Origin of the sequence: Actinoplanes sp. NPDC049548 (genome assembly GCF_040676695.1) — a bacterium.
GTDB lineage: Bacteria > Actinomycetota > Actinomycetes > Mycobacteriales > Micromonosporaceae > Actinoplanes.
In genome coordinates, this window is record NZ_JBFAPM010000001.1 from 659,131 (window position 1) to 681,940 (window position 22,810).

Annotated in this window: 28 protein-coding genes; 11 read left to right on the plus strand and 17 right to left on the minus strand. The window is 71.7% G+C overall.

Annotation, left to right across the window (positions count from 1 at the left end):
- Window positions 1-177: a DUF1059 domain-containing protein gene (locus AB0J80_RS03130; RefSeq protein ID WP_364699693.1), complete on the plus strand. Its 177-nt coding sequence runs from the start codon at window positions 1-3 to the stop codon at window positions 175-177.
- A gap of 22 nt (window positions 178-199) precedes the next feature.
- On the opposite strand, the gene AB0J80_RS03135 is transcribed toward AB0J80_RS03130, so the two are convergent.
- Window positions 200-718, minus strand: coding sequence for an NlpC/P60 family protein (locus tag AB0J80_RS03135; RefSeq protein WP_364699696.1), 519 nt, complete (start codon window positions 716-718; stop codon window positions 200-202).
- Window positions 719-1,033: 315 nt separating this feature from the next.
- Here AB0J80_RS03135 and AB0J80_RS03140 point away from each other — a divergent pair, with 315 nt between their 5' ends.
- The 3 genes from AB0J80_RS03140 (at window position 1,034) to AB0J80_RS03150 (ending at window position 3,280) form a co-directional block, all read left to right on the plus strand.
- Window positions 1,034-2,014: a trypsin-like serine protease gene (locus AB0J80_RS03140; protein WP_364699699.1), complete on the plus strand. Its 981-nt coding sequence runs from the start codon at window positions 1,034-1,036 to the stop codon at window positions 2,012-2,014.
- Between the two features lie 237 nt (window positions 2,015-2,251).
- The gene (locus AB0J80_RS03145) at window positions 2,252-2,401 is read left to right on the plus strand and encodes a hypothetical protein (protein WP_364699702.1); all 150 of its coding nucleotides are present in this window, start codon (window positions 2,252-2,254) and stop codon (window positions 2,399-2,401) included.
- Between the two features lie 513 nt (window positions 2,402-2,914).
- The gene (locus AB0J80_RS03150; protein WP_364699705.1) at window positions 2,915-3,280 is read left to right on the plus strand and encodes a hypothetical protein; all 366 of its coding nucleotides are present in this window, start codon (window positions 2,915-2,917) and stop codon (window positions 3,278-3,280) included.
- Between the two features lie 289 nt (window positions 3,281-3,569).
- Here AB0J80_RS03150 and AB0J80_RS03155 read toward each other — a convergent pair whose 3' ends face one another.
- A complete protein-coding gene (locus AB0J80_RS03155) occupies window positions 3,570-4,757 on the minus strand; it encodes an aminotransferase class V-fold PLP-dependent enzyme (RefSeq protein ID WP_364699706.1) in 1,188 nt (395 codons plus the stop codon).
- 40 nt (window positions 4,758-4,797) lie between these two features.
- Between AB0J80_RS03155 and egtA the strand changes: the two genes are divergently transcribed.
- The 4 genes from egtA to egtD are packed head-to-tail and all read left to right on the plus strand — an operon-like array spanning window position 4,798 to window position 9,084.
- Complete coding sequence (egtA, locus tag AB0J80_RS03160; protein ID WP_364699709.1) at window positions 4,798-6,027, plus strand: ergothioneine biosynthesis glutamate--cysteine ligase EgtA; 1,230 nt, start codon at window positions 4,798-4,800, stop codon at window positions 6,025-6,027.
- 38 nt (window positions 6,028-6,065) lie between these two features.
- Window positions 6,066-7,370 (plus strand): ergothioneine biosynthesis protein EgtB, encoded by a 1,305-nt coding sequence (gene egtB, locus AB0J80_RS03165; protein WP_364699711.1) that lies wholly within the window; start codon window positions 6,066-6,068, stop codon window positions 7,368-7,370.
- Complete coding sequence (gene egtC / locus AB0J80_RS03170; RefSeq protein ID WP_364699713.1) at window positions 7,370-8,119, plus strand: ergothioneine biosynthesis protein EgtC; 750 nt, start codon at window positions 7,370-7,372, stop codon at window positions 8,117-8,119. The genes egtB and egtC overlap by 1 nt, the downstream gene beginning before the upstream one ends.
- A gap of 2 nt (window positions 8,120-8,121) precedes the next feature.
- Window positions 8,122-9,084: an L-histidine N(alpha)-methyltransferase gene (egtD, locus tag AB0J80_RS03175; protein WP_364699715.1), complete on the plus strand. Its 963-nt coding sequence runs from the start codon at window positions 8,122-8,124 to the stop codon at window positions 9,082-9,084.
- A gap of 1 nt (window position 9,085) precedes the next feature.
- On the opposite strand, the gene AB0J80_RS03180 is transcribed toward egtD, so the two are convergent.
- From AB0J80_RS03180 to AB0J80_RS03230, 11 genes are all read right to left on the minus strand, one after another.
- The gene (locus AB0J80_RS03180; RefSeq protein WP_364699717.1) at window positions 9,086-9,685 is read right to left on the minus strand and encodes a helix-turn-helix domain-containing protein; all 600 of its coding nucleotides are present in this window, start codon (window positions 9,683-9,685) and stop codon (window positions 9,086-9,088) included.
- Window positions 9,686-9,731: 46 nt separating this feature from the next.
- Window positions 9,732-10,937 (minus strand): acyl-CoA dehydrogenase family protein, encoded by a 1,206-nt coding sequence (locus AB0J80_RS03185; protein WP_364699719.1) that lies wholly within the window; start codon window positions 10,935-10,937, stop codon window positions 9,732-9,734.
- The gene (locus AB0J80_RS03190; protein ID WP_364699721.1) at window positions 10,937-11,947 is read right to left on the minus strand and encodes a phosphotransferase family protein; all 1,011 of its coding nucleotides are present in this window, start codon (window positions 11,945-11,947) and stop codon (window positions 10,937-10,939) included. The genes AB0J80_RS03185 and AB0J80_RS03190 overlap by 1 nt, the downstream gene beginning before the upstream one ends.
- Window positions 11,944-12,726, minus strand: a complete 783-nt coding sequence (locus AB0J80_RS03195) for an SDR family oxidoreductase (RefSeq protein WP_364699724.1) — start codon at window positions 12,724-12,726, stop codon at window positions 11,944-11,946. Before AB0J80_RS03195 ends, AB0J80_RS03190 begins: the two co-directional genes overlap by 4 nt.
- Window positions 12,723-13,478: an SDR family oxidoreductase gene (locus AB0J80_RS03200; RefSeq protein WP_364699726.1), complete on the minus strand. Its 756-nt coding sequence runs from the start codon at window positions 13,476-13,478 to the stop codon at window positions 12,723-12,725. The genes AB0J80_RS03195 and AB0J80_RS03200 overlap by 4 nt, the downstream gene beginning before the upstream one ends.
- 74 nt (window positions 13,479-13,552) lie before the next feature.
- Entirely contained in the window at window positions 13,553-14,812 is a 1,260-nt protein-coding gene (locus AB0J80_RS03205) for an ABC transporter substrate-binding protein (protein ID WP_364699728.1), read from the minus strand.
- Window positions 14,809-15,765 (minus strand): branched-chain amino acid ABC transporter permease, encoded by a 957-nt coding sequence (locus tag AB0J80_RS03210; RefSeq protein WP_364699731.1) that lies wholly within the window; start codon window positions 15,763-15,765, stop codon window positions 14,809-14,811. The genes AB0J80_RS03205 and AB0J80_RS03210 overlap by 4 nt, the downstream gene beginning before the upstream one ends.
- Entirely contained in the window at window positions 15,762-16,640 is an 879-nt protein-coding gene (locus tag AB0J80_RS03215) for a branched-chain amino acid ABC transporter permease (RefSeq protein WP_364699733.1), read from the minus strand. Before AB0J80_RS03215 ends, AB0J80_RS03210 begins: the two co-directional genes overlap by 4 nt.
- A 12-nt stretch (window positions 16,641-16,652) precedes the next feature.
- Window positions 16,653-17,360 carry an ABC transporter ATP-binding protein gene (locus tag AB0J80_RS03220; protein WP_364699735.1) on the minus strand — a complete coding sequence of 236 codons (708 nt, stop codon included), beginning with the start codon at window positions 17,358-17,360 and terminating at the stop codon, window positions 16,653-16,655.
- Window positions 17,357-18,061 carry an ABC transporter ATP-binding protein gene (locus AB0J80_RS03225; RefSeq protein WP_364700169.1) on the minus strand — a complete coding sequence of 235 codons (705 nt, stop codon included), beginning with the start codon at window positions 18,059-18,061 and terminating at the stop codon, window positions 17,357-17,359. Before AB0J80_RS03225 ends, AB0J80_RS03220 begins: the two co-directional genes overlap by 4 nt.
- 208 nt (window positions 18,062-18,269) lie before the next feature.
- Window positions 18,270-18,884 (minus strand): alpha-ketoglutarate-dependent dioxygenase AlkB, encoded by a 615-nt coding sequence (locus tag AB0J80_RS03230; protein WP_364700171.1) that lies wholly within the window; start codon window positions 18,882-18,884, stop codon window positions 18,270-18,272.
- A 139-nt stretch (window positions 18,885-19,023) separates the two neighbouring features.
- Here AB0J80_RS03230 and AB0J80_RS03235 point away from each other — a divergent pair, with 139 nt between their 5' ends.
- The gene (locus tag AB0J80_RS03235) at window positions 19,024-19,317 is read left to right on the plus strand and encodes a hypothetical protein (RefSeq protein WP_364699738.1); all 294 of its coding nucleotides are present in this window, start codon (window positions 19,024-19,026) and stop codon (window positions 19,315-19,317) included.
- A gap of 46 nt (window positions 19,318-19,363) precedes the next feature.
- On the opposite strand, the gene AB0J80_RS03240 is transcribed toward AB0J80_RS03235, so the two are convergent.
- The gene (locus AB0J80_RS03240) at window positions 19,364-19,933 is read right to left on the minus strand and encodes a hypothetical protein (protein ID WP_364699741.1); all 570 of its coding nucleotides are present in this window, start codon (window positions 19,931-19,933) and stop codon (window positions 19,364-19,366) included.
- 248 nt (window positions 19,934-20,181) lie between these two features.
- On the opposite strand from AB0J80_RS03240, the gene AB0J80_RS03245 reads away from it, so the two are divergent.
- A complete protein-coding gene (locus AB0J80_RS03245; RefSeq protein WP_364699744.1) occupies window positions 20,182-20,427 on the plus strand; it encodes a hypothetical protein in 246 nt (81 codons plus the stop codon).
- A gap of 136 nt (window positions 20,428-20,563) precedes the next feature.
- Here the strand turns inward: AB0J80_RS03245 and AB0J80_RS03250 are convergent, their stop codons facing one another.
- From AB0J80_RS03250 to AB0J80_RS03260, 3 genes are all read right to left on the minus strand, one after another.
- Complete coding sequence (locus AB0J80_RS03250) at window positions 20,564-20,938, minus strand: VOC family protein (RefSeq protein ID WP_364699746.1); 375 nt, start codon at window positions 20,936-20,938, stop codon at window positions 20,564-20,566.
- Window positions 20,939-21,143: 205 nt separating this feature from the next.
- Window positions 21,144-21,758, minus strand: a complete 615-nt coding sequence (locus AB0J80_RS03255; RefSeq protein ID WP_364699748.1) for a fibronectin type III domain-containing protein — start codon at window positions 21,756-21,758, stop codon at window positions 21,144-21,146.
- A gap of 60 nt (window positions 21,759-21,818) precedes the next feature.
- Window positions 21,819-22,316, minus strand: a complete 498-nt coding sequence (locus tag AB0J80_RS03260; RefSeq protein WP_364699749.1) for a DUF4396 domain-containing protein — start codon at window positions 22,314-22,316, stop codon at window positions 21,819-21,821.
- Window positions 22,317-22,385: 69 nt separating this feature from the next.
- Between AB0J80_RS03260 and AB0J80_RS03265 the strand changes: the two genes are divergently transcribed.
- Complete coding sequence (locus AB0J80_RS03265; protein ID WP_364699752.1) at window positions 22,386-22,799, plus strand: GNAT family N-acetyltransferase; 414 nt, start codon at window positions 22,386-22,388, stop codon at window positions 22,797-22,799.
- Window positions 22,800-22,810: the final 11 nt, after the last annotated feature.

Consider the following 22,810-nt stretch of genomic DNA (forward strand, 5'->3'; position numbering starts at 1 on the left):
ATGACAGTGACGATCCGCTGCGCCGATTTCAACAACGAGTGTCCGGCGGAGTTCACCGCTCCGGACGAGGACGAGCTGCTGCAGCACGTCGAGCTGCACACCAAGGCCGCCCACCAGCCCATGGAGTGGACTCCGGAGCTGGCCGAGGTGGTCAAGACCCACCTCAAGCAGGCTTGACCACCTCGCCGCCGCTTCCGCCTCAGCCGATCAGACGGCGGAACTGCAGCGTCGACGTGCGGTAGATCAGGCGTTCTGTGACGCGGCGGCCGGTGCCCGGGGCGTCCACCATGCGCCATCTGCCGACCAGGATGCCGACGTGGCCGCGCATCGCGACCAGGTCGCCGACCCGGGCGGTGCGGGGTGTCACGCGCCGGCCGCGCCGGGCCTGGGCGGCCGACGAGTGCGGCAGCCGGATGCCCACGACCCGGTACGTGCCCCGGGTGAGGCCCGAGCAGTCCCACGTCGACGGGCCGGCGCCGCCATAGGCGTACCAGTCGCCGCGCTGAGCCCGGGCGAACCGCACCACCCGGACCCGGGCGCGGGCGTGCCGCTGAGCCAGCTGGCGCGGGGTGAGCCTGGGTATCTTCCGCGCGACCACACGCGGCTGGAGCTTCTCTGCTGCGGTGACGTTCACCTTCTTCAGCGCGGGCTGGGACGCCTCGGCGCGGACGGGGATCAGCAGGACGGCGACGGCGCCGGCGCAGGCGGCCAGGCGCAACGGGCTAGCGGACAGGTGTGTCTCCTCGGTCGGCCCGGGACACGCGTGTGCTTCCTGTGCCGGCCGACGCCGGTGCCCGCGACGCAGCGCAAGGCGAGGACCCGAGCGGAAATGTCTGACGTCGCGACCGTAAACCCGGCCTGTCTTCGCAGGTCAATCCGCACAGCCGGGGTGCTTCGTCAAGGAGCCGCGCAGGCCGGGAAACCGCGGGGGCGGCTCGCTCGTTGACACTGTCCGTGATCATCGGCTGACTGCGTTTTCGAGCAGGAAGTGGTCTTCCAACCGATCACCGTTATGGGTGATCTTCGCTGGACCATGGACAGGAAACCGACGAACCTCGTGCTGGCGATCCTGGTGCTCTGCGGTCTCGTGCTTCTTCCCGACTCCGCGGCGCACGCGGTAGCCAACGGGGAGACCGTGGACGACGGCGAGTACACGTTCGCCGTCAAGCTGACCATGACCGGCATTCCGACCGCGGAGGGTGGGCGCCGCAACAGCTCGTGCTCCGGCGGCCTGATCTCGCCGCGCTGGGTGCTCACCGCGGGGCACTGCTTCCGCGACGAGAACGACAAGCATGTCTCCCGGCCCGTCGCGCGGCGGACCACGGCCACCGTCGGGCGTGCCGACCTGCGCGGCGACGCCGGGCACGTCGCCACGGTGATCGCCGTGCGGCAGAGCGACACCGCCGACGTCGCCCTGGCCCAGCTCGACCGGCCGATCACCGACATCGCCCCGCTGCGGCTCAACCGCACCAAGCCGCGGGTCGGGGACAAGGTACGGCTGGCCGGTTTCGGGCTGCTCGACGGCAACGCGACCCAGGAGCCGACGCGGATGCGTACCGGCCGGTTCCGGATCACGTCGGTGCGGCAGGACGTGGTCGGGCTGGCCGGCACGGCACCGAGGGCCGACACCAGCCCGTGCCCGCACGACTCGGGCGGCCCGTACTTCAGCGAGCAGAAGGACGGCTCGGCGGTGGTCGTGGCGGTGGTGAGCCACGGGCCGACCTGCCCGCACACCGGTGCCGACCTGGGCGGGCGGATCGACACCATCGCCCGGTGGATCACCTCGGTCGTCGGCAAGGACCTCAAACCCTCGCCGAGTGCGCGCCCGTCGAAGCAGGGCACACCCAGCGCGGAGGCGGTGGCCGAGCCGCCGCCGTCCGAGCCCGTCGCGGGGATCGGCGAGCTGAACGCGTACCAGGTGTCGGTGCCGGCCGTGGCGCTCGTCGCCGGGATGGCCGGGATCGCCGCCGTGCGGCGCCGGCGACGCCCCCGCGGCGGCGCGCACCGGCGCTAGCTTGCGTTTCCACGTTCGGTGCGGCTGGAGGTGCTGCCTGAGCTGGGCGGTCGGCCAATGCGCATGGTCGGTCACCCGGCGCACCGCCGATCTGTGAACCTGTCTGACGTCGAACGTCAAAGCGGCCGCGGTTCCGGTACGCACACTGGTGTCGCCCATCGTCGCGCGGGGTCGCTGAACCTCCTTGAATGACACCGGCCCCCCGAGCGACACCACACGATCGAATGTGGCGGTGCGTTGCAGCACTACGACGTCATGGCCCGCCCGAACAATTATCCGCTGCTGCCCGGGCAAGTGCGCCAGAATTCACTGTCGACAGTTTCCGCAAAGGGCTTCGTTCACTTTTCCGCCGCGATCGGTGGCTGCCATCTCACCGGTCCGGCGTGACAATGGCCGATGATTCGACGGGCACTTGACATCCGAGCGCACCGATGTGGTCGCAAGGATGAAGTCTCCGTCGACGTCCGCCTCCAGCGCGGGCGGGGGGCGAGGTCTTTGTCGACGTCGGGTGGGGGCGAGGTCTTCGTCGGCGTCCCGCCTCCTGCGCGGGCGCGTCGTCGTACCTGGTGGGCCGGCGGCTCGCGGCCGCCTCGAGCGCGCCTGTGCTGGCTGCGCGGGACGCCCGGCAGTATCCGCGGCTGCCGTGCCCCGTGGAAAGCGACCTGGCGATCTTCCTGCTGGACGCGGCCATGACGGCCCGGCCGCCCGCGCTTTCTCGGCGCCCGCCGTCTCGGGCTGCTGCCCTTGCACGCTGCTGCTTGGCGCTCTGCCGTCCTGACGTGCGGTGCCTCGCCTCCGATTCCATCTGGTCGGGCAGCCCGGCCGGGCCGTCGTCGCGCAGCCGGTCGTCGTCTCGTGCTGGCCTTTCGACCGCTCGGAATCATCAGTCGTGTCATCACGATGCGTCATGTTGAGCGGTGCCCCGGCGCCGAGGTCATCAGCGCGGAGGTCGTGGAGGTCGCGGTCATCAGCGCGGAGGTCGTGGTTGGTGGGGTCGAGGTCGCGGCCATCAGCGCGGAGGTCGTAGTTGGCGGGGTCGAGGTCGCGGAGGTCGTGGTTGGCGGGGTGGAGGTTGCGGTCATCAGCGCGGAGGTCGTGGTTGGCGGGGTGGAGGTCCCCAGGGTGGAGGTCATCAGGGCCGGGTTGCGGGGCCAGGGACCGTTGCTCGGCCTCGCGCAGCCGGCGCAAGCGCCGGGAATGACGTTGGATCAAGCCCCACGAGCGATGCCGCTCATGCTCGCGCCGAAACCTCTCGGCGGTCGGTGAATACTGGCGACGCAGTGTCCGGTCCCGCACATTCTTCGTGGGGAACAGTGCTAGCTGCGTCATTCCACTATTGTCCCCCTGCGCCGCCGGAATCGGCGATGATGACCGCGGATATTTCATATCCAGAAATGATCCGTTGCGGACTGGAGGATCCGCATATTCGGCATGAAGAAAACAGCGACATGGCGACGAGAATCGGCGTCTGATCGACCGCCGCCAACGCGCGATTCACACCCGCTCAGTGACGGCCGGACCACCGTTCGTCACGCAACGCCGGTCCGCCCAGGCCTCACCGGGGGCCGGGCAGATGCCGGCAGAGCAGGTCGAGCTCCTCCTCGGTGTTGTAGTAGTGGACCGAGGCGCGCACCACGTCGGGCAGGCCGCGCGACCGCAGGTGCCACTGCGCGTAGTCGGCGGCGCTCACGCTGGTGTTGATGTCCGCCGCGCGCAACGTGCGGTGCACCTCCGCCGAATCCACGCCGTCGACCGTGAACGTCACGATGCCGCCCAGCTGGGCGCCGCGGTCGTGCACCGACACGCCGGGCCGGGCGCGCAGGCGCTCCCGCAGCGCGGCGGCCAGTGCCGTGATGCGTTCAGTGACCGCCGCCTGGTCCCAGGACAGCGCGTATTCGGCGGCGGCGCCGAGGCCGAGCTTCGCCGCGTAGTTCGTCTCCCAGTTCTCGAAGCGGCGGGCATCCGGGCGGATCTCGTACCGGTCCGGGGCGGGCCAGCTGGCCGCGTGCAGGTCCAGCAGCGGTGGCTCGAGCTGCTCGGCGAGGCCGCGGCGGGCGTACAGGAAACCGGTGCCGCGCGGGGCTCGCAGGAACTTGCGACCGGTCGCCGAGAGCAGGTCGCAGCCGATCTCCGCCACGTCGATCGGGAGCTGGCCGACCGACTGGCAGGCGTCGAGCAGGAACGGGACGCCGGCGGCCCGGGTCAGCCGGCCCACCTCGGCGGCCGGGTTCACCAGGCCGCCCGACGTCGGTACGTGGGTCAGCGCGACGAGCTTGACCGTGTCGTCGAGGCGGCGCGCGAGGTCCGCGACGTCGATCTGGCCGTGCTCGTCGTCGTCGACCAGCTCCACGACCGCGCCGGTGCGGCGGGCCACCTGGAGCAGGGCGATGACGTTGCTCGCGTACTCGGCGCGGGTGGTGAGGATCCGGTCGCCCGGACGGAAGGCGAAGCCGTAGAAGGCCATGTCCCAGGCGCGGGTCGCGTTCTCCACCACGGCGATCTCGTCCGGGGCGCAGCCGACCAGCCGGGCGAGCGACCGGTAGACGTCCTCGACCCGCTCGGCCGCCTCCGCAGCGGCCTCGTAGCCGCCGATCTGCGCCTCGCGGCGCAGATGCGCGACAGCTGTGTCGGTCACCACAGCCGGGACCAGCGCGGCGCCGGCGTTGTTGAGATGAGTGACGGTGGCACAACCTGGGGTTTCGCGCCTGGCGCGATCGACATCGATGGCAACATCTTGAGACATCTGTGTATGGTCTCCGAGGATCGCCACTCAAGGGAGAGCCGTGACTACCAAAAGTAGTGACGAGGATCCGGCCGGACGGATCCTGCGGCGTCTGTCCGATGCCGCCGAGCACGTGTCCGGCATCTGTTTCAAGACCGGCCCACCGAGCCGCGTCGGCGTCGAACTGGAATGGACCACCCACCGCGCCGCCCTTCCCGCGGCGCATCTGCGGCCCTCCGAGCTGAGACAGGCGCTCGGGCCGCACGCACCCGCAGTCCTCGGCAACCGTGACCCCGCGCCGCTGCCCGGCGGCGGCACGGTCACCCTCGAACCCGGCGGTCAGGTCGAGATCTCCTCCGCCCCCGCCGGCTCCCCGGCCGCGCTGCACGCGGCGATGGCCGCCGATCAGGCCTATCTGGCCGACCTCCTGGCCCGCTCCGGCATCAGTCTCGGCGACAGCGGGCTCGACCCGCACCGGCCGCCGGTGCGCATCCTCGACACCCCTCGGTACGCGGCCATGCAGCACGCCTTCGACCGCGCGGGGAACCCGTCCGGGCACACCATGATGTGCAGCACCGCCGGGCTGCAGGTATGCCTCGACGCCGGCACCGAGTCCCGGGCAGCGGCTCGCTGGGACGCCGTACACGCCGTCGGGCCCCCGCTGCTGGCCCTGTTCGCCACGTCCCGGGCGCACGCCGGCCGCGACACCGGCTGGGCCAGCGGGCGGATGCGGGCCTGGCACGGCATCGACCGGCGGCGCAGCGGCCCGGTGCCGGCCGGCGGCGACCCGCCCGAACGCTGGGCCCGGTACGTGCTGGATGCGCCGCTGCTGTGCGTACGGCGCGGCGACGGCCGGTGGGACGCGCCGGAAGGCGTGACGTTCGCCGACTGGATCGGCGGTGCGCTGCCGGAGCCGCCCACGGTGGACGACCTCGAGTACCACATCAGCACGCTGTTCCCGCCGGTACGCCCCCGCGGCTACCTCGAGGTGCGCTACCTCGACGCGCAGCCCGGCGGCGAGTGGATCGCGCCGGTGGCCGTGCTGTGCGCGCTGTTGGCCGACGACGCCCTGACCGACTCCGCTCGTGACCTCGCCGCGCCCGCGGCCGGCCGGTGGTGGGACGCGGCCCGGGACGGGCTCGCCGATCCCGTGGTCGCGGCGTGCGCGGCCGACATCGCCGACCTCGCCTGCCGGCACCTGGACCGGACCGGGCTGCCCCGGCCGGTGCGCGACCTGGTGGCCGGGGTCGTCGGCCGGCGCCTGGACCACGCGGGCGCCGCTGCGGCCTGACCCCGATCCGATCCCGCACAAGGAAAGGACCTGCCTCGATGACCCACGACCTGCGGCTGACCGTCGCCGCCCAGCTGGAACGCGCGCGGGCGCGTACCGCCCTGCTCACCGATGCCGTCGACGACGCCGACCTCGTGCGCCAGCACTCGCCGCTGATGTCCCCGCTCGTCTGGGACCTCGCACACGTCGGCAACCAGGAGGAGCTCTGGCTGGTCAGAGACGTCGGCGGGCGCGAGCCGGTGCGCCGCGACATCGACGAGCTCTACGACGCCTTCCGGCACCCCCGGCGGGACCGTCCCGCTTTGCCGCTGCTCGACCCGGGCGAGGCCCGCGCGTACGTGGGTCAGGTGCGCGACAAGGCCCTCGACGTGCTCGACCACGTACGCCTCGACGACCGCCCCCTGGTCGCCGGCGGGTTCGCGTTCGGCATGATCGTCCAGCACGAGCAGCAGCACGACGAGACCATGCTCGCCACGCACCAGCTTCGGGCCGGCGCGCCGGTGCTGGACGCGCCCGCCCCGCCGCCGGCCCGCGTTCCGGTCTCGGGCGAGGTGCTCGTGCCGGGCGGACCGTTCACGATGGGCACGGACACCGAGCCGTGGGCGCTGGACAACGAACGGCCCGCGCACGAGGTCGACGTGCCCGCATTCTTCATCGACGCGGCGCCGGTCACCAACGCCGAGTACGCCCAGTTCATCGCGGCCGGCGGCTACGACGACCCGCGGTGGTGGAGCGGGCGTGGCTGGGCGCACCGGCAGGACGCCGGCCTGACCGCTCCGATGCACTGGCAGCGGGACGGGGACGGGTGGGCGTACACGCGGTTCGGGCGTACGCAGCGGATCGTGCCGGACGAGCCGGTGGTGCATGTCTGCTTCTTCGAGGCCCAGGCGTACGCCGCGTGGGCCGGGCGGCGGCTGCCGACCGAGGCCGAGTGGGAGAAGGCCGCCCGTTACGACCCGGCGACCGGGCGCTCGCGCCGCTACCCGTGGGGCGACGACCCGCCGGGGCCGGAGCACGCCAACCTGGGGCAGCGGCATCTGTCGCCGGCCGCCGTCGGCGCCTACCCGCAGGGCGCGTCACCGCTCGGCGTGCACCAGCTCATCGGTGACGTGTGGGAGTGGACCGACTCCGGCTTCCACGGCTATCCCGGCTTCGCCGTCTTCCCGTACGCCGAGTACTCGCAGGTCTTCTTCGGCGGCGACTACAAGGTGCTGCGGGGCGGCTCGTTCGGCACCGACGCGGCGGCGTGCCGGGGCACCTTCCGCAACTGGGACCACCCGATCCGCCGGCAGATCTTCAGCGGCTTCCGGTGCGCCCGGGACGCCGGTCCGGAGGCCGGCTGATGTGCCGCCACCTGGCGTACCTGGGCGCCCCGGTTGCACTGGCCGAGCTGCTCCTCGACCCGCCGCACGCGCTGGCCCGGCAGGCGTGGGCGCCGCGGGACATGCGCGGCGGCGGCACCATCAACGCCGACGGCTTCGGCGTCGCCTGGTATCCGCAGGGTGGCGCCGAGCCGGTCCGCTACCGCAGCGCGATGCCGATCTGGTCCGATGCGGCCCTGCCGGCGCTCGCCGCCGCCACCGCCTCCGGGGCCGTGCTGGCCGCCGTACGCTCGGCCACCGTCGGCATGCCGGTGACGGAGACGGCCGCCGCGCCGTTCGCGGAGGGCCGGTGGCTGTTCAGCCACAACGGCGTGGTCCGCGGCTGGCCCGGCTCGGTCGTGAAGGTCGCCGGCCGGCTCCCGGTGCAGGACCTTGTCACCCTGGACGCGCCGACCGACTCGGCCCTGCTCTGGGCCCTGGTCCGCGACCGCCTGCGCGCCGGCGTGCCGCCCGCCGACGCCGTCGCCGAGGTCGTCGCGGAGGTCGAGCTCGCCGCCCCGGGCTCCCGGCTGAACCTGTTGCTGACCGACGGCGCCCAGATCGTCGCCACGACGTTGGGCCACGCCCTGTCCGTCCGCGCGGACTCGGACGGCGTCCTGGTCAGCTCCGAACCCCTCGATCCCGGCGCGGCGTGGCAGCCCGTGCCGGAGAACCACCTGCTCGCCGCCACCGCGTCCACCGTCCACCTCACCCCGCTAGGGAGATCGTGACCATGCTCGAGATCCACCTCGACGAGCACGACATCGACCGCGAGCTGCGCGCCGACGTGACCACCGGGCTCACCGCCGCCGGTAAGTGGCTGCCGCCCAAGTGGTTCTACGACGCCCGCGGCAGCGAGCTGTTCGAGGAGATCACCCGGCTGCCCGAGTACTACCCGACGCGGACCGAGCGGGCGATCCTCGCCGAGCGGGCCACCGAGTTCGCCCGCATCACCGAGGCGAAGACGCTGGTGGAGCTGGGTTCCGGCTCGTCGGAGAAGACGCGGCTGCTGCTGGACGCCCTGCTGCGGCGCGGCACGCTGGGCGCCTTCGTGCCGCTCGACGTCTCGCGGGCGGCCCTGGAGGAGGCGGTCGCCGGGCTGACCGCGGACTATCCCGGCCTCGCCGTGCGCGGGGTGGTCGGCGACATGACCCGCCACCTGCAGCACATCCCGGAGGGCGACAACCGGGTCGTCGCGTTCCTCGGCGGGACGATCGGCAACCTGGTCCCGGCCGAGCGGGCCGCGTTCCTCGCCGCGCTGCGCGGGGTGCTGCACGAGGGCGAGTGGCTGCTGCTCGGCACCGACCTGGTCAAGGACCCGGGAATCGTGGTGCCCGCCTATGCCGACGCGGCGGGCGTGACCGCCGAGTTCAACCGCAACGTGCTGCGGGTGATCAACAGGCGGCTGGGCGCGGACTTCGACGTGGAGGCGTTCGCGCACGTGGCGCTCTGGGATCCGGAGCGCGAATGGATCGAGATGCGGCTGCGGGCCGGCAGCGCGCAACGGGTGCGCATCGGTGAGCTGGGCCTGACCGTCGACTTCGCCGCGGGCGAGGAGATGCGCACCGAGATCTCGGCGAAGTTCCGGCGCGAAGGGCTGGAGGCGGAGCTGGCGCGCGCCGGGTTCGCCCTGCGGCACTGGTGGACCGATCCCGCGAACCTCTTCGGCGTCTCCCTCGTACAGGCCGTCGTGTGACTCAGTCGCGGCCCGTCAGCAGTGCCCTGACCGTTCTGGTCAGGGCCAGGCGGGCCGCGTCCGGGTCGAGGCCCATGGCGTCGCGCAGAGTGCCCCACGTCGGCCACATGCTGATGGCGGTCAGGGCGTTGAGCAGGTGCTCGTCGCCGCCGATCTCCCGGCCGAAGAGGGTCCGCAGCTCGTCCTGGACCCGGTCGATGTGGGCGTTGCGATAGGTCTGCAGGGCCGGGGAGAACGGTTCCTTGAGCGACGAGGCCTTGGCCACGGGCGCGACCTGTTCCAGCAGGCGGGCGCGCTGGTGGCAGTACGCCTCGATCCGGCGTTCCAGGGGCAGGTCGGCCGGGACCGGCTCGTGCGCCTCGTCCCGCTCCTCCAGGACGAGCTTGCCGCTCGCGGCGAAGAGGGCCTCCATGTCGGCGAAGTGGCTCCACAGGGCGCGCAGAGAGACGCCCGCGTGCTTGGCGATGCGGTCCGCGGTCGGGCGCAGGTCGCCCTCGCGGATCAGCCTCAGATGGGCTTCCACGATGGCGGCGCGGGTGCGCTCCGAGCGGGCCGTGCGGCCGTCGATGCGCTGGGACGGGCGGGGTGAGGCAGCCGGCATCACGAACTCCGGTAGTGGTTTGACGGGGTGGGTGCGGCGGACCGCATCAGGCGGTCCGGTAGCGGTTCAGCTCCCGGCGGGCCAGCGAGCGCTTGTGCACCTCGTCCGGGCCGTCGGCCAGGCGCAGGGTACGGGCGGCGGCCCAGAGCCGCGCCAGCGGGGTGTCCTGACCCACGCCGGCCGCGCCGTGCGCCTGGATCGCCTTGTCGACGACCCACTCGGCGGTCCCCGGCACGATGATCTTGATGGCCTGGATCTCGGTGTGCGCGCCCTTGTTGCCGACGGTGTCCATCAGCCAGGCCGCCTTGAGCACGAGCAGGCGGGCCTGCTCGATGCGGACGCGGGACTCGGCGATCCACTCCTGCACCACGCCCTGCTCCGCGAGCGGCTTGCCGAACGGCGTACGGCTCAGCGCACGCCGGCACATCAGCTCCAGCGCCCGCTCCGCCATGCCGATCAGACGCATGCAGTGGTGGATCCGCCCGGGGCCGAGTCGGGCCTGGGAGATGGCGAAGCCCGAGCCCTCCTCCCCGATGAGGTTGGCCGCCGGTACGCGTACCCGGTCGAAGGTCAGCTCGGCGTGGCCGCCGTGGTCGCCGTCGTCGTAGCCGAAGACCGTCATGCCGCGGTGGACCGTGAGGCCCGGGGTGTCCCGGGGCACGAGGATCATGCTCTGCTGCACGTGCCGGGCGGCGTCCGGGTCGGTCTTGCCCATCACGATGAAGATCTGGCAGTTCGGGTTCATCGCGCCGGAGATGTAGAACTTGCGGCCGGTGATGACGTACTCGTCGCCGTCGCGCTCGATGCGGGTGCCGATGTTGGTCGCGTCCGAGGAGGCGACCTGCGGCTCGGTCATCGCGAACGCCGAGCGGATCGTGCCGTCGAGCAGCGGCCGCAGCCAGCGCTCCTGCTGCTCGGCGCTGCCGAACTCGGCCAGGACCTCCATGTTGCCGGTGTCCGGGGCGGCGCAGTTCAGCGCGGGCGGGGCGATGGACGGGCTGCGGCCGGTGAGCTCGGCCAGGGGTGCGTACTGCAGGTTGGTCAGTCCGGCGCCGTGCTCGCCCGGCAGGAACAGGTTCCACAGCCCGGCGAGCTTGGCCTGGGCCTGCAGCCGCGCGATGGCGGGCGGCGCGGACCAGGTGTCCTCGGCGGACTCGTAGAAGCCCTCCTCGGCGGGGTAGACGTACTCGTCCATGAAGGAGAGCAGGCGCTTGCGGTAGTCCTCGGTCTTCTCGTCGAACGCGAAGTCCATCAGTTCCCTTCCAGCGTTCCGTCCAGCGACTCGTGTCCCTGCGCGACGAGCGGTGCCACCATCGCGCCGACCGTGTCGAAGCCTTCACCGACCGTCTGCCCTTGAACGTATCGGTAGTGCACACCCTCGAGGATCACCGCGAGCTTGAACGCGGCGAAGGCCACGTACCAGTGCAGGTCCGAAACGTCGCGGCCGGAGCGCTTGGCGTAGTGGTCGGCGAGCTCCGAGAGGCTCGGATGGCCGGGCACCGACAGCGACGTACGGGCCGCGCCGTCCTTGCTGAGCAGCGGCCGCCCGGCGTAGACGAGCATGAGGGCGACGTCGCTGAGCGGGTCGCCCAGAGTGGACATCTCCCAGTCCAGGACGGCGTTGACCTCGAGGGCCTCGCCGATCAGCACGTTGTCGAGGCGGTAGTCGCCGTGCACCACCGCGCCGGGGCCGCCGGCCGGGATGTCCGCGGCGAGCCGGGCGTGCAGCTCCTCGATGCCGGGCACCTCGCGGCTGCGGGACGCGTCGAGCTGCTTCTTCCACCGGCGGACCTGCCGCTCGTTGAAGCCCTCCGGCTTGCCGAAGTCGCCGAGCCCGATCGTCTGCGGGTCCAGCGAGTGCAGGTCGGCGAGGGTGTCCACGAGGGACAGCACCAGCCGGCGCATCGCTTCCGGGCCCATGGCCTCGAGGGCGGCGACGTCGCGGTAGATGGCGCCGTCGACGTGCTCCATGAGGTAGAAGGGCGCCCCGATGACCTCCGGGTCGGTGCAGAGCCGCACCGGCCGCGGTGCGGGGAAGCCGGCTCGGGACAGCGCGTCCAGCACCTTGTGCTCGCGTGCCATGTCGTGTGCCGTCGGCAGCACGTGGCCCAGCGGCGGGCGGCGCAGCACCCAGCGGTTCGTGCCGTCGGTGACCGCGTACGTGAGGTTGGAGCGGCCGCCGGCGAACATCCGCGCGCTCAGTGGCGGCGAGCCGAGGTACGCCTGGAGGCGTTCGAGGTCGAGTCCCCGCGGCCCGCTCATGAGGTGGCCGCCGTGTCGAACCCGCGCTGGAGCTTGTTCATGCCGCCGAGCCAACGGTCCGGCTCGGTGGCCCGGCGCTGGTAGTACTCCGCGACCTCGGGGTGCGGCAGGATCAGGAAGCCGTCGTCCTCCAGCGCCTTGGCGACCACGGCGGCGACCTCGTCGGGCTGCAGCGCGCCGGCCGCGAGCAGGTCCTTGCTGGCACTCTCGCCGTCGCCGGTCAGCATCGCGGTGTTGACGCCCTGCGGGCACAGCGCCTGCACGGTGATGCCGCGGTGGGCGTACGTCGCGCGTAGCCACTCCGCGAAGCCGAGGGCAGCGTGCTTGGTCACCGAGTACGGCGCGGATCCGAGCAGGGTGAGCAGCCCGGCGGCGGAGACGGTGAACAGCAGGCGGCCGCCGTCACCGTCGAGCCAGCGGGGGAGCAGGGCGCGGGCCACGTACACGTGGGACATGACGTTGACCTGCCACGCCTTGTCCCAGTCGGCGTCGGGTGCGTCGAACGAGCCCGAGGTGAGGATGCCGGCGTTGGCGCAGAACAGGTCGCAGCCGCCGAGCTCGGCCCAGGCGGTGTCGACCAGCCGGCGGGTGTCCGCCTCGCTCGCGGCGTCGCCGGGGACGGCCAGGCCGCCGATCTCGGCCGCGACGGCCTCCGCGGCGACGGCGTCGAGGTCGTTGACGATCACCCGGGCGCCGTCGGCGGCGAAGCGCCGGGCCAGGGCCGCGCCGATGCCGCCGCCCGCGCCGGTGACCACGACGCGGGCGTACCGGGGGCTCACTGGACCGTTCCGGTGAGGGTCACGCCGCCGTCGATGACGAGCGTCTGGCCGGTGATCCAGGCGGCGTCGGGCGAGCAGAGGAAAGTCACCGCGCCGGCGATGTCCTCCGGTACGCCGAGGCGCCCGAGCGGATAGCCCGCCGCCACCTTCTCCTCCCGGCCCTCGTAGAGCGCGGTCGCGAACTTGGTCTTGACCACCGCCGGGGCCACGGCGTTCACCCGGATCCTCGGGGCCAGCTCGACGGCCAGCTCCTCGGTGAGGTGGATCAGCGCGGCCTTGGTGACGCCGTAGAAGGCGATGCCGGGCGCGGGGCGTACCCCGGAGACCGAGGAGATGTTGACGATCGACCCGCCGGTGTCGCTCAGGCCGCCGCGCAGCGCCTCCTGGACCCAGCCCAGCGTGCCGAGCAGGTTGACGTCGACCATCTTGCGCGCCGCGCTCAGGTCGAGACTGCCGAGCGGCCCGTACGCGGGGTTGATGCCCACGTTGTTGACCAGGACCGACACCGGCCCGAAGGCGCCGAGCACGGTGTCGATCACCTCGGCCCGGTGGTCGGCGTCGTCGCCCTTGCCGGGCACCCCGATCGCCACGTCGGACCCGCCCAGATCCTTGACCGCGGTCTCCAGGGCCTCCGCGTTGCGTCCCGTGATGCACACCTTGGCACCCTCGGCGACGAAGCGTTGTGCGATGGCGAACCCGATTCCGCGGCTGGCGCCCGTCACGATCGCGACGGCGCCCGAGAGCTTCGACATCCGGCCAGAACCCCCAAGCTGATATTGCACGTGAAGTGCTAGATACTAGCGAGTAACTTCTCGGTCGCCAACCCTTACGGAGCCGTGGGGATGCCGTTCTGGGGCGGGACCGCCGGACTCGCGGTGTACGGCTGCACCGGCCCGCCGGCGTCGTCGGTCTCCAGGACGGTGCCGAAGTACGCCTGCTTGCCGCCCTGCACGCGGCTCAGCCGCATCCCGCCGTACCCGGAATGGTTCCGGGCGGAGAACCGCAGGGGAGCGAAACCGGGTCCCTGGAAGCCGCCCTTCTCCACCGCCGCGACGAGCCCGTCGCGGGTCAGGTCCTTGCCGGCGGCCTGCAGGCTCTGGACGAACAGGTACGCCACCGACATGCCGTAGACGATGTTGTTGTCGAACTCGGCACCCCCGTTGTGCTCCGCGTTCACCTTCTTGAAGAGCTGGATCCAAGGGTCGGCCTCGTCGGTGCTCAACGGCAGGTAGTTGTCGGAGATCAGCCCCTCGGTCAGCGGCGCCGACTGCCCGAGCTGCCTGGACAGCGTGGTGAGGTCGGCGCCGACCTGGGACACGACGAACTGCGGCTTGAAACCGATCTTGGCGGCGGTGCCCAGGCTCAGCGCGGTGAAGCCCGGCACGGCGGCGAGCATGACCACCTGGCACCCGGCCTGCTTGAGCGCGCCCAGCTGCGGGCCGACGTTCGGGTTGCTGGTGACGTACGACTGCTTGGCCGCGACCGGGCCGAGGACCTTCTCGATGCCGGCGAGGGCGTCCCGGCCGAAGTCGTCGTCCTGGCCGAGGAAGCAGACCTTCTTGCCGGCCTGCGTCTGCTTGACGTGGGTGGCGAGGATCTTGCCCTCGACGGTGTAGTCCACGTTGAACCCGAAGGTGCCCGGATACTTGTCCGGCTGGTTCCAGCTGCGGCTGCCGGAGGCGACGAACAGGTCGGGGACGCGGTTGGTCTTCAGGAAGTCGAGCACGCCGGTGTGCGTGGGAGTGCCTAGCCCGTTGAGGATCGCGAACACCTTGTCCTGCAGCACGAGCTCGCGCACGACCTGCTGGGTGGTCGCCGGGTTGTAGGTGTCGTCCATGATCTTGTAGCTGATCTTCCGGCCGTGCACGCCACCGTTCGCGTTGACGTAGTCGAAGTACGCCTTGGTCGCGGGGGCGATCTTCGAGTAGCCGGCGGCGGCCGGGCCGGTCAGCGGCATGTGCGTGCCGACCAGGATCTCGGTGTCGGTCACGCCGGGGGTGTTCCCGCCACCGCCGCCGCTGTCACTGCAGGCGGTCGTCGCGGCGGCCAGGGACAGGACGGCGAGGACGGTCCAGAAACGCCTCATGCCTTGCTCCTCAGGAGTCGGAGGGGTCGGAGGGATGCGATGCCGCCGGGAGCGGCGAGCATGACGACGATCAAGGTGATGCCGAACAGCGCGAGCGGAAGGTTGCCCTCCAGCCGCTGCGCGTCGATGCCCTCGGTGACGGTGTGCGCGAGGGCCGGCAGCGCGACGAGCAGCACCGCGCCCCAGACCGCGCCGGCCAGGCTGCCCAGGCCGCCGATGACGACGGCCATCAGCAGGAAGAGCGACAACGACAGCGGAAAGGCACCGGGCGAGACGCTTTGGGCCAGCACGGCGAACAGTGCGCCGCCGAGCCCGGCGCAGGCCGCGCTCACGACGAAAGCCAGGACCTGGGTACGGGCGACGCTGACCCCCGCGAGCCTGGCGGCGGTCTCGTCATCGCGGACCGCACGCAGCTCCCGCCCGAACCGGCCGCGGACCAGCACCGCCAGCACGAGCATCGTCAGGAGCGCGCCGGCCCAGCACAGCCACGCCTGCCACCGCTCGACGGGGATGGTGCCCGGCGGCGGGTCGAGGACCACGGACAGGCCCTGGTCGCTGTTGAACGTACCGTCGAAGGTGCTGGTGACGGCCGGAACCACCACCGCGACCGCGAGGGTCAGACCGGCCAGATAGGGCCCCCGCAGCCGGGCGGCCGCCAGGCCGACCACCGCGCCCACGACGGTGGTGAGCCCGACCGCCGCAACGACCGAGACGAGCAGCACCCCGTCCAGCTTCTCCTGCACCAGAGCGACGGTGTAGGCGCCCGTCGCCATCAAGGCGCCATGCCCCAGCGACAGCTGCCCGTTCAGCCCGGTGAGGACGGTCAGCCCCGCCGTCACGCACAGGTACGCCCCCACGGTCGCGAGCTGATAGGTGCGAAACGGTGGCAGCACATAGGTCAGGGCCACGATGAGCACCGCGCCACCGAGCGTCCACAGCGGATAGGCCCTCATACCGTTCTCGCCACCGATCGGGAGAAGAGCCCGCCCGGGCGACCGAGCAGGACCACGACCAGCAGCACCAGCACCGCGATCGGGGCGACCGTGGCGCCGAGATAGCCACTCACGTACGACAGCAGCAGTCCCACGATCAGCCCGCCCACCACCGAGCCGATCGCGCTGTCCAGCCCGCCGACGACCGCCGCGGTGAACGACGAGACGAACACGATGTCCATCGCGTTCGGGTGCAGCCCCAGCTCGGTCGGCAGGACCAGCATCCCGGCCAGCGAGCCGACGGCCGCCGCCAGCGCCCAGCCCAGCGTCAGCATCCCGCCCACGTTCACGCCGAGCAGGCGCGACACGTCCGGGGCGAAGGCCGACGCGCGCATTCGCAGGCCGGTGTCCGTACGCGTGAACAGCACCGCGAGTGCCGCCACCACCAACCCCACCGCCGCGAAGACGAACAGGTCGAAGCGCGACAGCAGCGCCACCCCGCCGACCGTGAAGGCGTCCCGGCTGAACGGCGCCTGTGCGGGACGGAACTCGTTGCCGTAGACCATGCCCAGCAGGCCCTGGATGACCAGCACCAGCCCCAGCGCCACCACGACCCCGTTGAGCGGCGAGGAATGGTCCACGAAGCGCATCACCACCCGCTCGGTGGCCGCGCCCAGGGCGACGCCGGCCCCGATCGCCACCACGAAGCCCAGCCAGTACGACCCGGTCGCGGCCGAGACGGAGTAGCCGGCGTACGCGGTGGCCACCGCCATCGCGCCCTGGGCGAAGTTGACGATCCTCGTCGCCCGCCAGATGAGGACCAGCGCCAGGGCGAAGGCGGCGTACACCGCGCCCCGGCTCAGGCCGTCGAAGGTGAGGAACACGAACCGGTCCAAGGGCCCTCCCTGTCAGAAACCGAGGTATGCGTGGCGCAGCTCGTCGTCGACCGACGTGCCCCGGGACACCACGCGGCCCAGCGACAGCACGACGGCCTCGTCCGCGATCGCGAGCGCGCCGCGGACGTTCTGCTCGACCAGCAGCACGGTCAGCCCGCGGTCGTCCCGCAGGGTGCGCAACAGCTGCATGATCTGCGCGGTGACCCGCGGCGCCAGCCCCAGCGACGGCTCGTCGAGCAGCAGCAGCCGGGGCCGGGCGATCAGCGCGCGACCCAGCGCGAGCATCTGCCGCTCGCCGCCGGACAGCTGATGGCCGGGATTGGCGCGGCGCCGGGCGAGCGGCTCGAACAGCTCGTACACCTCGTCCAGCGCGCGCCTGGCGTCCGCCCGGTCCGTGCGCCACAGGCCGCCGAGCCGCAGGTTCTCGTCCACGGTCAGCTCGGTGACGACGCCGCGGCCCTCGGGCACGTGCGCCACACCGCGGCGCACCATCTCCTCGACCCGGACCCCGCGCAGGTCAAGGCCGTCGAGCAGGATCCGGCCCCGGGTGGCGGGCACCAATCCCGAGAGGGTACGCAGCAGAGTGGTCTTGCCGGCCCCGTTCGCCCCGAGGACCGCCGTGATCGACCCGGCGGCCACGCTGAGGTCGACGCCGTGCAGGACCGGCGCGGCACCGTACCCGGCGGTGAGCCCCTCGGCCCGCAGCAGCGGCGCGCTCATGCGGCGGCACCGAGGTAGGCATCCGCCACCGCCTGATCCGTGCGGATCTCCTCGGGGGTGCCGTACGCGACCGGCCGTCCGAAGTCGAGCACGAGAATCTCGTCGCACACCGCCATCACCAGGTCCATGTGGTGCTCGACCAGCAACACCGAGCACGCCAGGCCGTCGATGAGGTCGCGCAGCTCGTCGATCTCCGCGGCGCCGAGACCGCCCGCCGGCTCGTCGAGCAGCAGCAGGCGCGGCTCCGACACGAGGGCGCGGGCGAGGGCGACGCGTTTGCGCAGCGCGTACGGAAGCTGGCCGGGAAGGTCTCGGGCCTGCGCGCCGACGCCGCACCGCTCCAGCGCGGCCATCGCCCGGTCGGTCCCGCCCGGGGCCGCGACCAGCACGTTCTCCAGGACGGTGAGGCCGGCGAAGAGGCCGACCCCCTGCAGGGTACGGGCGATGCCGAGCCGGGTGAGCCGGTGCGGACGCGGCCGCAGCGGCCGCCCGTCGAGGCGGAGCGAGCCGCCGGCCGGGGCGACGAAGCCGCAGATGACGTTGAAGAGCGTGGTCTTGCCGGCGCCGTTCGGGCCGATGACCCCGACGGTACGCCCGGGCGGTACGCGCAACGAGACGCCGTCGAGGGCCACGAGCCCGCCGAAACGGACGCCGATCCGGTCGAGGACGAGACCCGCGGTCTCGACGGTGGGCTGCGTCATCGTCACCTCGGCACTGAGGGCGCTGTCCTCCATAGAGGACCGACTATCTACACATGGAGTGTAGATTCATCAGGCCGCATGTCAATGTGCACGGCGACCACCGCCGAGGACGATTTTCGGCAGACATGCACAACGCTCGCCGTCAGCATGAAACCCCGGCGTCCTCCGCGTGTTCGAGGACGTGGGCGACCCGCCCGCCGTGCGTGGGCTACGCCACGTTGACCGGACGGAACTGGACGCTGACCCGGGGACCCACCGGCCTGGCCGTCTTCGGGACGGCGTGCTCCCACGTCCGTTGACAGGAGCCACCCATCACGATCAGGTCCCCATGGCCCTGCGGGAAACGCAGCGTCTCCGCCCCGCCCGCCCGGGGCCGCAGCATCAGGTTCCTCGGCGAGCCGAAGGACACGATCGCCACCATGGTGTCCTCCCGGGAGGAGCGGCCGATCGTGTCACCGTGCCATGCCACGCTGTCCCGGCCGTCGCGATACATGCACATGCCGGCCGTCACGAAGGGCTCGCCGAGCTCCTCGCGGTAGTACGCCGACAACAGCTCGCGGGCCTCGGTCAGGGCGGGGTGCGGCAGCCGCTCATCGGGGCCGTACCAGCGCAGCAGCCGAGGAACGTCAACGACACCGTCGTACATCTGCCGGCGTTCGGCGCGCCAGTCGACCTCGGTGCGAAGGGTCTCGAAGATCTCGTCGGAGCCGTGCACCCAGCCGGGGAGAACGTCGACCCACGCGCCCGCCGTGAGCCGGTGCCGGACCAGGCGCCCGGGCAGCGGCTCGAGCGTGCCCGCGGCGCCACCCATCATGTCGAGCATCGACGGCTGGTAAGCACTCACACCGCCACTGTACGCCACAGTTAGAACACGTGTGCTACCGCTCGGCTTTCTGCCGGTGTTTACGTGCCGTGATGAGATCACCAGTGTGGTGGCTCGTGCGGCAGGGCATACCAGAGTGATGGGCGGTTCTTCACCACAGGGCGAGCGGCTCGGCAGGGAGATCGACCGGGCCCGGCAGTCCGCGCGTCGACTCGCCGAGACGGAGGATCGGATCGCCGAGGTCGAGGAACAGGTCGCGGAGACCAATGATCAGCTGGCGACCACCCGAGGCGATTCCACGTACCGGGCACGAGCTGACGACGCGCGTCAGCTGGCTCAGCGGGCGCGCGAGGTGGCGTCGGCGGTCCGGGAGGGGAACATTCCGTCGGACCGGGCCGCAGGCTCGCCACAGTGCGACGAGCCGCAAGAGTAAGAAGTCCTCCAGACCCGGCGGACCGCCGGTTCGCCGAGCGCGCCGTCTATCGATCGTCCGGGCCGGCGACCTCATGCATGGCGCGTTCGACGGCGGCTTGCTGGCGTACAGCGTCGGTGGCAGTACGGTCGGCCGCCGCGGCGTCGCGGTCGGCTTTGGCGGCCGTCCGGTCACCGGCGGCGGCCGCCCGATCGGTGGCCGCGGCCGCGTGTTCTCGTCCGGCTTGGTCGAGATAGTCGCGGAAGGCGTGGCGGTCGGCGACCGCCTGGTCGCGGTCGGCGGCCGTGGCGTCGCGGTCGGATGCCGCCTGTTCCCACAAGATGAGGAGTTGCTCCCTGTCAGGCTGATGTTCGGCGGCCGCCTGCTCCCGCTGTCGGGCCGCTTCCGCCCGTAGGGCCGCCACCTGGTCGCGACACTCGGCCGCCCACAGCCGGTCCCGCGCGCCCTGCTGTGCTGCCTGCTCGGCATCATTGCGGGTGGTAGCCGACCGATCGCGGGTCTGGGCGTCGTGATCGCGATCCTGCGCCGCCGTATCGCGCGCCTCGGCCGCATCGTCGCGTGCTTGCCCCGCCCGGTCTCTATCGTCCGGGCTGCTTACGCCGTGTCGGGCCGCCACCTGCCCCTTGGCCCCCCCATCCGGGTCAACCGCTCGTGGCAGCCGGCCGCGACTCCTACCAGGATCTGAAGCGCGGTCGAGCTCACGCCAGGATCGGACGAGCATGTCCGCGGGGTGGCCAATTAACCGTCGCAGCTCAGGCAACTTTCCGGTCGCAGCCCGCTCCACGCTGACGAGCCGAGCCACCCACCGGCCGGCTGGCCAACTAGCGATCGCAATCACGGACGGAGAAGCGGATCCTTGTGGGCATGGCGTACCCAGGTGACCAGTCAGCCGGCGAGCGCCATGAGCGCCGGGCCGCAGAGGCCCACGACCGCGCCGAGAAGGCCCGCCAGCGCGCGGAGGAGGCGGCTGACAGTTTGGCCCAGCTTCGCCGCGCTCAGGAACTGGCGGACGAGTCGGGTGCCGGCCCCCAGGGGTCAACCGCCTGTCAGGTCGAACACGCGAAGGAACTTGCCGAGGAATCGCGGAGGCGCAACAAGACGACCGCATGACCAACGACGCTTGACCCCGATGACCGGCTCTTGCAGGGACCGAAGGGGCGAGTGAGCGCGCAGGAGCCGCACAGGTGCGCGACGGCTGTGGAGGATCCGGTCGGACGCACTGCCGGGCGCCCGACCGGATCAGCCTCTACAGGTACGGGCGGGTGATCAGCTCGATCCCGTGGCCCGCCGGATCCTTGACGTAGAACCCGCGGCCGCCGTGTTCGTGGTTGATGTCGCCGGGGCGGCGCATCTGCGGATCGGCCCAGTGTTCGACGCCGTGGGCGACCAGCCGGGCGTACGCCCGGTCGAACAGGTCGTCGTCGACCAGGAAGGCGTAGTGCTGCATCTGGATGTCCACCGGCGGTTCGGCGAACTGCAGCAGCACGCCGTCAGCGAGCTGGATGTTCACGAAAGGGCCCCACGACGGCGCCGCCGCGACTTCCAGGAGGTCCCGGTAGAAGCGGGCGGACTCCTCGCGGTCCTTGGCGGCGATGATCGTGTGGTTGAAGCTGGCTGCCATGCGGTGTGACCTCTCTTCGATACGACTCTGACGAACGCTGGAAGAGTCGATCGCGGGAGGCCCGCGCGCCGGGTGAACCGGGTGCTCGCACGGCACCCGGAGTCCGGTCAGCTACCCACCGGGTAGCCCGTCCGTGTGTGGCTTCTCGCCGGCCCGATGTTCACGACAGCGACCATACCGGGCGGAGGTCGTCACACCAACACGGTCAGTCGGTGTAGACGACTCCGGACCGTGCGATGGTGGCGGAGCGGGCCGTGTTCTCCGTGGACGCGCGGCGGAGCACGTCGACGGAGAACACGTACGGGGTGCCGGGCTGCAGGCCGCGGATCGTGGTGGTCATGGTGGCGCAGCCGGCTGCGGGCTTCGACTCCTGCCAGGTGAGCGGCTTCTGCTCACCGACCCTGAGGGTCTGGTTGAAGCTGGTGATCCGGTAGGTGAGCACCGTCGGGTCCCCGGGGTGGTACCAGCTGACGGTGGCGGTGCGGGTGCCGGCATCAACGTGCAGGGGAGCGATTCTTCCGCGCGTGAACATGCTGACGCAGCGTTGCACCGGCGGGTCGGTGTGCGCGGGTGCTGGCAGGGGCGACGCCGCGTGGGTAGCTTCCACGGACGGGGTCGCATCAACGGGCTTCACTTCCTTCTCCTGCCGCGCGCCTTCGTCGACGATGATCCAGCTCTTGGCGGCCGCAGCGTTCTCGTCGGCCGGTGCGGCGGCCGACGCCTGCTTGCCGCCGAGGGCCCCGGGCAGGTCGCAGCCACCGAGCGCGAGCGGGATGATCGCCGCGGCAGTCAGCCGCAGGCCCATGGTCCGAGGGGACATCGCATCTCCTTTCGCGCGGAGGAAGCCGCGTCAATGACTCGATTCGGCAGCCCGGGGCGGTCATGAAGCACTTCCGTCCGGTGCGGGTCGGTGGTGGTACTGGTGCACCACCGCGTGGCCCCTGCCGCGCGAGATCAGCCACCGGTTGATCGGGACCGTCAGCACGAACGCCACGACCAGCGCGAACGCCAGGGAAGCCCAGAACAGCCCGCTCGTGAGGCCGGCCTCCATGGCGCCGGGCACGACCACGATGACGGCGTTGTCCAAGATCTCCATGACGGTGATGGAGATGGTGTCCGCGGCCAGGGCGACCTTCAGCGCGGTCCGCACGTCCACGCCGGCGAGCAGCACGCCGCGCATGGTCAGCCCGTAGCCGAACACGAACGCCAGCACGATGGCCAGAACGACCGTCGACCAGGTGGAGAGGCCGAGCGCGGTGCCGACGACCATGCCGAGCACCTCGCCGATGGCGCAGCCGGTCAAGCAGTGCAGCGTCGCCTGCGCCGCCATCCGCCAGGACGTACCCGTTCCCCCGGCGTGGTGAGTTGAGTGGTTCATCATCGCCTCCTTCGATGCTCAACATACCCCCGGGGGGTATATATGGCAACGCTTGTTTAAACTCCGCAGGTGATCGTGCGGAGGGGTGGCGTGGCGGATGTGGCGGCGCTGGCGGAGCTGCGGGACATCGAGGCGGATGAGCTGGCCGCGTTCGCCGGGTGGGTGGCCGCTCATGCCGAGAGGCATCTGCCGTTCGTCGCCGAGGAGGACGGGTACGTGGTCGGCGCTGCGTGGCTGTTCGTTGGGGAGCGGGTGCCCGGCCACGGGTCGATGGACCGGTGGTACGGCGACGTGCAGTCGGTCATGGTGCGCGAGGAGTGCCGTAACCGAGGCGTCGGCGCGGCGCTGATGGCGGCGGTTCTCGACGAGGCTCGGGCCCGGGGGCTGCTGCACGTGACCGTCCACTCGGGGCGGCGCGCGGTCGCCTTCTACCTGCGTAACGGCTTCCGCCGGCACCGGCAGCTGCTGCTGTGGGAGCCCTGAGGGCGATGTCC

Bases quoted from the DNA above. Each gene is read 5' to 3' on its own strand.
- AB0J80_RS03225 (WP_364700169.1), bottom strand. From the start codon at position 18,061: ATGACGCAGCCCACCGTCGAGACCGCGGGTCTCGTCCTCGACCGGATC.
- AB0J80_RS03185 (WP_364699719.1), bottom strand. From the start codon at position 10,937: ATGGACTTCGCGTTCGACGAGAAGACCGAGGACTACCGCAAGCGCCTG.
- AB0J80_RS03260 (WP_364699749.1), bottom strand. From the start codon at position 22,316: ATGAACCACTCAACTCACCACGCCGGGGGAACGGGTACGTCCTGGCGG.
- AB0J80_RS03250 (WP_364699746.1), bottom strand. From the start codon at position 20,938: ATGGCAGCCAGCTTCAACCACACGATCATCGCCGCCAAGGACCGCGAG.
- egtC (WP_364699713.1), top strand. From the start codon at position 7,370: ATGTGCCGCCACCTGGCGTACCTGGGCGCCCCGGTTGCACTGGCCGAG.
- AB0J80_RS03140 (WP_364699699.1), top strand. From the start codon at position 1,034: ATGGACAGGAAACCGACGAACCTCGTGCTGGCGATCCTGGTGCTCTGC.
- AB0J80_RS03190 (WP_364699721.1), bottom strand. From the start codon at position 11,947: ATGAGCGGGCCGCGGGGACTCGACCTCGAACGCCTCCAGGCGTACCTC.
- AB0J80_RS03200 (WP_364699726.1), bottom strand. From the start codon at position 13,478: ATGTCGAAGCTCTCGGGCGCCGTCGCGATCGTGACGGGCGCCAGCCGC.
- AB0J80_RS03205 (WP_364699728.1), bottom strand. From the start codon at position 14,812: ATGAGGCGTTTCTGGACCGTCCTCGCCGTCCTGTCCCTGGCCGCCGCG.
- AB0J80_RS03150 (WP_364699705.1), top strand. From the start codon at position 2,915: ATGCGTCATGTTGAGCGGTGCCCCGGCGCCGAGGTCATCAGCGCGGAG.
- AB0J80_RS03130 (WP_364699693.1), top strand. From the start codon at position 1: ATGACAGTGACGATCCGCTGCGCCGATTTCAACAACGAGTGTCCGGCG.
- AB0J80_RS03220 (WP_364699735.1), bottom strand. From the start codon at position 17,360: ATGAGCGCGCCGCTGCTGCGGGCCGAGGGGCTCACCGCCGGGTACGGT.
- AB0J80_RS03155 (WP_364699706.1), bottom strand. From the start codon at position 4,757: ATGTCTCAAGATGTTGCCATCGATGTCGATCGCGCCAGGCGCGAAACC.
- AB0J80_RS03180 (WP_364699717.1), bottom strand. From the start codon at position 9,685: ATGCCGGCTGCCTCACCCCGCCCGTCCCAGCGCATCGACGGCCGCACG.
- AB0J80_RS03255 (WP_364699748.1), bottom strand. From the start codon at position 21,758: ATGTCCCCTCGGACCATGGGCCTGCGGCTGACTGCCGCGGCGATCATC.
- AB0J80_RS03245 (WP_364699744.1), top strand. From the start codon at position 20,182: ATGGCGTACCCAGGTGACCAGTCAGCCGGCGAGCGCCATGAGCGCCGG.
- egtB (WP_364699711.1), top strand. From the start codon at position 6,066: ATGACCCACGACCTGCGGCTGACCGTCGCCGCCCAGCTGGAACGCGCG.
- AB0J80_RS03210 (WP_364699731.1), bottom strand. From the start codon at position 15,765: ATGAGGGCCTATCCGCTGTGGACGCTCGGTGGCGCGGTGCTCATCGTG.
- egtD (WP_364699715.1), top strand. From the start codon at position 8,122: ATGCTCGAGATCCACCTCGACGAGCACGACATCGACCGCGAGCTGCGC.
- AB0J80_RS03230 (WP_364700171.1), bottom strand. From the start codon at position 18,884: ATGCTCGACATGATGGGTGGCGCCGCGGGCACGCTCGAGCCGCTGCCC.
- AB0J80_RS03235 (WP_364699738.1), top strand. From the start codon at position 19,024: ATGGGCGGTTCTTCACCACAGGGCGAGCGGCTCGGCAGGGAGATCGAC.